Genomic DNA, 7438 nt, shown 5'->3' on the forward strand with positions numbered 1-7438 from the left:
GCCGGCTCGGAGGAGGGCCGTGGTGGCCGGGTCAGCCGGAAGGGGGTTCGTGGTGGCCGGGGCCCCCGTCGCCGGTGCCGGCCGGGCCGGGGTGCCGGCGGCCGTGGCGGCCGGAAGCGGCGCCGGGGCGGACTCGTCCACCCAGCAGACCCGGCGCTCGAACGGGTAGGTCGGCAGCCCCGGCACCCGGCCGGGTACGTCATCGCCGTACAGCTCGCTCCAGTCGACCGTCGCCCCGTGCGCCCACAGGCTCGCCACCCGGCCGAGGTCGCGCTCGCGCAGCGCCGCGTCCAGCTCCGCGGCCTTCACCCGCCCGGCGGTGGCCGTGACCACCGCGCTGCCCGGGCGGCCCCGGCGCCAGCGGGTGAGCTGCCCCAGCAGCTCCTCGGCGCCCTTGGCGACCACCGCCAGCCGGTGCGTCAGATCCACCCGGCCGACCTGGAGCGTATGGGCGATGCCCGCGAGGTCGACCCGGGGGCCGCCGCGGAGGAACTCGACCCACTGGTCGACATAGACGCCGAGCCGCTCCTCGGTGTGCGCCGACAGCGTGAACACCACCGGCCCGCGCACAGCCGCCCGCGAGGGCGCGGGCTCGGGCGCCTCCTCGAGGACGACATGGGCGTTCGTCCCGCCCCCGCCGATCGAGGTGATGCCCGCCCGGCGCGGCGCCGGGGTGCCGTCCACGACCACCGGCTCCCAGGGCACGGCGCTGCCGGAGATCTCGAACGGGAGCCTGTCGAAGTCGATGGCGGGGTTGAACTCCTCGGGCAGCCGGGTCGGCGGCAGGGTGCGGTGCCGCAGGGCCAGGACGACCTTGAACAGCTGGGCCATGCCCGCGGCTGCCTCGCCGTGCCCGATGTTGGGCTTGACCGACCCCACCCCGAACCGCCCACTGGCGCCCGGCCGCTCGTCGAACGCCTGGGTGAGGGCCGTCATCTCGACCGCGTCGCCGATCTCCGAGCCGTTGGCGTGGGCCTCCACGTAGCCGACCGTCCGCGGGTCCACGCCGCCGTCGCGCAGCGCCTCACGGATCACATCGGCCTGCCGCTGCGCGCTGGGGCTGGTGAACCCGATGGTCCGCCCGTTGTGGTTGACGGCCGTGCCGCGAATGACGGCCCGTATCGGGTCGCCGTCGCGCAGCGCCTGCCGCAGCGGCTTGAGCAGCACCGCCGCGACGCCCTCGCCCGGGACGATCCCGTTGGCCTCCGCGCCGAAGGACCCGCACTCCGAACGGTCGGACAGCAGCCCCACGGTGCCCAGCTCGACATAGGTCGAGGGGTGCAGATAGAGGTTCACCGCTCCGGCGAGGGCCAGTTCGCACTGGCCGGCACGCAGACTCTGCACCGCCTCGTGCAGCGCCACCAGGGCGGAGGAGCAGGCGGTGTCCACGGCCTTGCTCGGTCCGCCGAGGTCGAACTGGAAGGAGACCCGGTTGACCATGTCGCCGAAGGAGGTGCGCGGCATCTCCAGCCGCCCCTCCGCGCCGAGCCGGGTGAAGCCGTGCTTGGCGCCGCCCGCGAAGACCCCGATGCGCCGGCGCACCGGGGCGGGCAGCTTCGACGGGGCGTAGCCCGCGTCCTCCAGCGCCTTCCAGCACTCCTGGAGGAACAGCCGCACCTGCGGGTCGGTGTTGCGCGCCTCGTCCTCGGTGAACCTGAACAGGGCCGGGTCGAACTCGTCGAACCCGTCGAGGAAGGCGCCCCACTTGGAGTGGCTCTTGCGCACCACGTCCGCGCCCTCGGGGCGGGGGTCGTAGTGCTCCCGCCAGTCCCAGCGGCGCGGCGGGACCTCGGTGACGACCGACCGGCCCTCCATGAGCAGGGACCAGTACCGGTCCAGGTCGGGGGCGCCCGGGAAGCGGCCGCTCATCCCGATGATCGCGACGGCGTCCGCCGCCGGGTCGTTGTTCCCGTCGCCCTCGTCCTCCTGGCTGTCCCGGTCCTCCCGGGGGGTCAGCTCGGCGGCCGGGGCGGGTACGGGAGCGGTCTCGGCGGCGGGAGCGGACTCGGCGGGAGCGGCGACCGGGGCGGGCCGGGCCGCGGGGCCCTGCCCGACATACGCCCGGCACTCGTCCGGGAACCGCTCGGCCAGGTGCTCGGCGACGCCCTCGACCTTCGGGAAGTCGAAGAACAGCGTCCGGGAGGCGGCCGGGAACGCCTCGCTCAGCGCGTGGTTCATCCTGGTCCGGGTGATGGAGTCGATTCCGTAGCGGTCCAGGTGGTCCTTGATGTCGAGGTCGGCCGCCGACGCGCCGATCATCTCCGCGGCCAGCAGGGCCAGCCGCTCCTCGACGGCAGCCGCCAGCCGCTCGGGGGCGTACGGCTCGGCCCCGGCCTCGGCGACGGCTTTGGCCTCGGCGACGGCTCCGGCCAGAGGCTCGGCGACGGGCTGGGGCAGCGGCGCCGGGGCGGGCTCGGCGGCCGGTTGTGCGACGGGCCGCACCGCCTGCTGGGTGAACAGCTTGCCGTGCCGGTTCCTGGCGAACGGGTAGCCGGGCAGCGGCACCCGGCGCCCCGGGCCGTCCTGCCGCGCCCCGCGCCAGTCGATGGGCCCGCCGCGCACCCACAGCTCGGCCGCCTGGGTGAGCTTGCCGCGGTCCAGCCATCTGCCCACGGCCTCCCGCAGGTCATCGTCGTCGTCGAAGAGCCGGACCACCTCGCTGTCGTGGTCCGCCCGCCCCAGCCGGCAGGTGTCGGGGAGTTCCTCCCCGGCCGCCACGGCCCGGAGCCCGGCGACCAGTTCCGTCAGGTCGCGCACGACGAACGCGGCGCGGGCCGGCAGCTCCGTCCGGCCCAGTTGAAGGGTGCGGGCCACATCGGCGAGCAGCGGCCGCCCGCCGGCCCCGGCGGCGCGGTCCCCGGCGCCGCTCGCTCGCGGTGCCCCGCCCGCCTCGGCGATCAGCCGGGCCAGTTCCCCGGCCGTACGGCCCTCGTGCGGGACGTCGGCGGCCAGCCGCACCCCGAACCGGGCGTCCAGCGCCTCGCCGATCCGCGCGAACTGCCCCGGCCGCACGCCGTAGGAGTCCAGCGGCTCGTCCGGGTCGATCTCGTCGGCCGCGACGCCCAGGACCTCCGCCACCACGCCGCACACATCGGCGGGCGCCACCGGTGCGGCGGCGGGCTCGGGCGCCTCCTCACCCGTCGGGTCCAGGAACTCCGCCAGCACCCCGGCGTATTCGCGCAGCCGCTCGGGGTCGCGCGCCGACAGCGGCACGAGCCGCGGGCTGCCGTCGTCCGCGGGGGCCGCCTCGGCGGCGGCCGGCTGATACTGCTCGACCACCGCGTGCACATTGGTCCCGCTGTGTCCGAAGGAGTTGACCGCCGCCATCAGCGGGGCCCCGGAGGCGCTCTGCCAGGGCCGCGCCGCGTCGTCCAGGACGAAGGCCGAATCGGCCAGGTCGATCAGCGGGTTGAGCCGGCGCAGGGTCGGCATGCCGACCAGGCGGCCGTGGCGCATGGACAGCAGGACCTTGATCAGCCCGACCAGCCCGGCGGCGGCGCCCGTGTGCCCGATGTGGGACTTCGCGCTGCCGACCGCGCAGAACGCCCGCTCGCCGGTCAGCCGCCGGAACGCCCGCGCCAGCGCGTTGGCCTCCACCGGGTCGCCGAGCGGGGTCGCGGTGCCGTGGGCCTCGACGTATCCGACGCGCTCGGCCGGAATGCCGAAGCGCCGGTAGACGTCGAGGATCAGCTCTTCCTGTGCCGCCCCGTTCGGCGCGGTGATGCCGTTGCTGGCGCCGTCCTGGTTCATTCCGGTCGCGCGGACGACGCCGTGGATGTGGTCGCCGTCGGCCACCGCGTCGGCCAGTCGCTTGAGCACCACGACGGCCACGGCCTCGGAGTAGACGGTGCCGTCCGCGTCCGCGTCGAAGGTGCGGCACTGGCCGGTGGGCGACATCGCGCCGCTCTGCAGCAGCAGGTCGAGACCGCGCCCGTCGAGGCCGGCGTTCGCGCCGCCGACCAGCGCCAGGGAGGACTCGCCCGACCGCAGGCTCTGGCAGGCCAGGTGCAGGGCCGCCAGCGAGGACGAGCAGGCGGTGTTGACCACCAGCGCGGCCCCGCGCAGGTCGAGGAAGTACGACAGCCGGGACGCCACCAGGGCGTCGGAGGCGCCGGTGAACGACTCGTGCGGATAGCTGGTGGGCTCGGCGCCGACGAACAGCCCGGTGCGCGAACCGGCCAGGGCCCTCGGGTCGATCGCGGCGTCCTCCAGCGCGTGCCAGCTCTCCTGCAGCAGCAGCCGCTGGTGGTGGCTCATCAGGTCCGCCTCGTGCGGGCGGATGCCGAAGAACTCGGGGTCGAAGCTGTCGCGCTCGGCGAGCACCCCGCCCCAGCTGTACGCGTTCCGCTCCTCGGGGGCGAGGTAGTGGTCGGGCAGCTCGCCGTACCCGACGCGGCCCTCGGCGAGGTTGCGCCAGAACTCGCGGACGTCCACCGCCCCCGGGAACTGCCCGGACATGCCGATCACCGCGATGTCCAGCGTCCGGGGGCCCTCGGCCGGCCCGGGGGCCGCGTCCTGCCCGGACGGCGCCGGAGCCGTGGGCCGGCCCGGGTCCTGCGCCGGGCGCCGCGCGGCCAGCAGGTCGCGCGCCTGCTCCGCGCCGACCGCTCCCCTGGCGTACCGGTCGAGGATGTCCCGGAACTCTGCGGTGCTCATCGTCGCTCCCTCGTGGCCAACTCGGCGTCGAGCAGTTCCAGCACCTCCGCGGCGGAGAGCTCCCCGGCCGCGAAACGTGCCTCCAACGTCGCGATCAGTTCGTCCGGCGCCGCCGGACCGCCGGTGCCGCCGGCCGGCGGCTCCTCGCCGGACCCGGCCCCCGGCCCGCCGGACCCGGCCGCCGGCTCGTCGGACCCGCCCGCCGGCTCGTCGGGGCCGACCAGCTCGACCAGGTGGTCCGCCAGCCGCTCGACGGTCGAGTACTCGTACAGGGCGGCCGCGTTCAGCTCCACGTCCAGCTCCTCGCCGATCTGTGTCACGAACGTCGAGCCCGTGATCGAGTCGACGCCCAGGTCGGAGAAGGCCACCGAGGGCGAGAGGTCCGCGGCCGGCACCCGCAGCGTCCTGGCGAGCCGTTCGACCAGCAGCCTCCGGATCGTCCGGCGCCGCTCGCCGTCCCCGGCCGGGCCGGCGCCGCCCGGCCGGGCGGGGGCCGCCGGCGCGGGGGCCGCCGGCGCGGGGGCGGGGGCGGCCGGGGCCGGGCGGGCAGCCGGGGCCCGCATGGCGACGACCTGGCGGTACCGGCCCCCGCGCAGCAGGCGCACGGCGGTGTCGAAGCAGGCCGCGCCCTCGTCGTCGTCCAGGAAGCCCAGCGTCGGGTAGTCCCGCGCCGCCTCCCCGAACGAGGCCCGCCAGGCACCCCAGTTGACGATGCCGACCGGGAACGCGGAGCGTGGGCCGACGCTTCGGGCGAACGCGTCGGCGAAGGTGATCCCGGCCGCGTACGCGGCGTGGGTGCCGGCCCCGCCGAAGGCGAAGGCCTGGGCGGAGGAGAAGTAGCACAGGAAGTCCAGCGGCTCCTCGGCCACGGCCTCGTACACATGGCGGCTGCCCGCGGCCTTGACGTCGAAGTGCTCGCGGAACTCGGCCTCGCCGAGCGCGGTCAGGTCGCCCGGGCCCCCGGTGATCCGGGTGGCGCCGGCGAACAGCACGCCGTGGAGCCCGCCGAGCGCGGCCTTCGCCGCGGCGATCGCCTGCCGCGCCTGCCCCGGGTCGGTGACATCGGCCTGTACGTAGCCGATCCGCCCGCCCTCCAGGGCCTCCCGCACCGCCGGATCGCTCTGTGGCCTGCGCCCGACGCAGACCACCTGGGCGCCGTGGCGCTCGATCAGATGGCGGCTGACGATCCGGCCGACGAAGCCACTGCCGCCGACCACCGCGTACTTGCCGCCCGGCCGTATTCCCGGCAGCCCCGCGTCCGCCGCCTCGGCCGGGTCGACCGGGCGGACCTCCTGCCGGTACCGGCGCCCGCCGCGCAGCGCGACCAGGTCGCCGCCGGGGGCCGGGGGTTCGGCGGCGACCGCCGCGGCCACCTCCGCCCGGCCGGCGGGCGTGGTCAGGTCGGCGCCCGACACATCCAGGTTGCGCACCGCGAACCGCCGGGAGTCGCGGGCCAGGAAGTAGACGAGACCGGCCAGGCCCGCGCCGCGCGCCCCGCTGGGCTCCCCGGCGACCGACTGGGTCTCCTGGGTGACGACGCTCAGGTCCGTCGGGCGGTCGGCCTCCAGCCGGCTCAGGGCCTTGACCAGCCGGAGCAGGGCCAGTTCGTGCTCGGCCGCGGCGTCCCGGCCGATCGGGCCCGCGCCGACCACGAGGTGCACCCGGTCCGGTGCCGGGCCGCCGGGGCCGTCCCAGGGCAGCGGTGCGCCCAGCGCGCACTCGGTCACCTCGGGGGCGTCACCGACGCCCCGGTAGTGCTCGGCCAGCGCCAGCGCCAGCGGGGTGCCCGTCTCCTCCGCGACGATCAGCACCCTGCGCGGCGCACGCGCGGGGGCCGGTGCGGGGGTCGACTCCACCCAGCGCACCACGGTCAGCAGGCCCGGCGGCGGGACCACCGGGGCGACGGTCCCGGCGACCGGGTCGGCACCCGCAGTCGGCGACGTGGTGTGCGGGACCGGGGCGGCACCCGCGGCCGGGGGCGTGGTGTGCGCGGCCGGGGCGGCGGGCGCGGCCGACCGCCGCCCCTCGTCCTCCCCGCGCCCCGCCGGGATCCAGTGCCGCTCGCCCGCGAACGGGTAGGTCGGCAGGCTCGTGCGGCGCGGCCGGCCCGCCCCGTCCGCCCCGTACAGCGCGGCCCAGTCCACCGCTCCGCCCTCGGCCCAGCGCCGGGCCGTCTCCCCCAGCTCCGTGCCCGACGGCCCGGGGCGCGCCCCGGATACGGCGAACTCGTCGAGCCGCGCCACGAGTTCGGCGAGGTCGCGCACCACGAAGGCGACCCGTACGGGCCACTCGACCCGGCCGACCTGAAGGGTGCGGGCGACATCGCGCAGCGCCGGCCGGGCGGTGCCCGCGGTCAGGGCGTCCCGCAGCCGCGCGGCCACCTCCCGCAGTTGGTCCTCGGTGCGCGCGGACAGCGGCACCACGGCCGGGCCTTCGGCACGTTCCCCGACACCGGTGGGCTCGGGCGGCAGGTACTCCTCCAGCACGATGTGCGCGCCTGCTCCGGTGGCGCCGAAGGAGCTCAGGCCGGCGCGCCGCGGCCCCTCGGGCGGCGCGGGCCACGCGGTGGTCTCGCGCTGCAGCCGGAAGGGCGTCTCGTCCAGCCTCAGCAGCGGGTTCACGGTGTCCGCGTGCAGGGAGGGCACCAGCGTGCGGTGGTGGAGTTGCAGCACCGCCTTGGTCAGGCCCGCGATCCCGGCCGCCGACTCCGCGTGTCCGATGTTGGACTTCACCGAGCCCAGCGCGCAGAACCCGGTGTCCGAGGTGTCCTTGGCGAAGGCGG

Annotated in this window: 2 protein-coding genes; both read right to left on the reverse strand. The window is 76.6% G+C overall.

Annotated elements, in window-relative coordinates:
• The coding region (locus BBH68_RS36470; protein ID WP_245738480.1) for a beta-ketoacyl synthase N-terminal-like domain-containing protein at positions 1-4656 on the reverse strand (4656 nt) is incomplete at its 3' end.
• On the reverse strand, positions 4653-7438 hold a 2786-nt coding region (locus BBH68_RS36475), incomplete at its 5' end, for a beta-ketoacyl reductase (protein WP_141713136.1). The genes BBH68_RS36470 and BBH68_RS36475, both read right to left, overlap by 4 nt.

It is taken from the genome of Streptomyces sparsogenes, from assembly GCF_001704635.1.
Lineage (GTDB): Bacteria > Actinomycetota > Actinomycetes > Streptomycetales > Streptomycetaceae > Streptomyces > Streptomyces sparsogenes.